The organism is Paraburkholderia ribeironis, from assembly GCF_900019265.1.
Classification (GTDB): domain Bacteria; phylum Pseudomonadota; class Gammaproteobacteria; order Burkholderiales; family Burkholderiaceae; genus Paraburkholderia; species Paraburkholderia ribeironis.
On the sequence record NZ_CYGX02000208.1, the window covers coordinates 1 to 721 of the forward strand.

Annotated in this window: 1 protein-coding gene; it reads right to left on the reverse strand. The window is 65.5% G+C overall.

Features of this window, described 5'->3' with window-relative positions:
• Positions 1–627: phosphoglycolate phosphatase (gene gph, locus BN2475_RS33180; RefSeq protein WP_094783512.1), on the reverse strand; the 627-nt coding region annotated here is incomplete at its 3' end.
• Positions 628–721 lie beyond the last annotated feature (94 nt).

Sequence of the window (721 nt, forward strand, 5' to 3'; positions counted from 1 at the left end):
ATTGTAGCCATATGGGACGGTGAGCGTCGCCATGCCGGCCGCGCGGCCGGCGAACGCGTCGTTCTGCGAATCGCCGATCGCGACGGCTGCTTTCGGCTCGACGCCCAGCGCTTCGCAGGCGGTGAGCATCGGCAGCGGATCGGGCTTTTTCGCCGCGACGCTGTCGCCGCCCAGCACCACGCCGAAGTAGCGCAGCAGACCATATCGTTCGAGCAGCTGCGTCGCGAAGCGATGCGGCTTGTTGGTCACGCACGCGAGCTTGAGCCCCGCGTCGCGCAACGCGATCAGGCCCGCCTCGACATCGGGATAGAGTCGCGTATGCAGACCGTTGATCTTCGCGTACTCCTCCTGGTAGATCGCGAGCGCCTCGTCGAAACGCGACTGCGCCAGCCCGGTCTCGAAGCGCGGCGCGAGCACGCTGCGAATCAGATGCTCGGAGCCCTTGCCGACATAATCGATCACTTCCTCGCGCGTGGTTTCTTCCGCGTCGAATTGCGCCAGCATGCCGTTCAGCGATGCCGTGAAATCGTCGGCCGTATCGACCATCGTGCCGTCGAGATCGACGATGGCGGCTTTCAGCTTGCCGGCGGCGAACGCCGGAGCGGGATAACGGGGCGTCGCGTCCATCTCAGCGCCCAACCGCTGCCAGCGCGTTGCGCATCTGGTCGATCACCGACTTGTAGTCGGGTTTGCCGAAGATCGCCGCGCCCACGAGACTCCT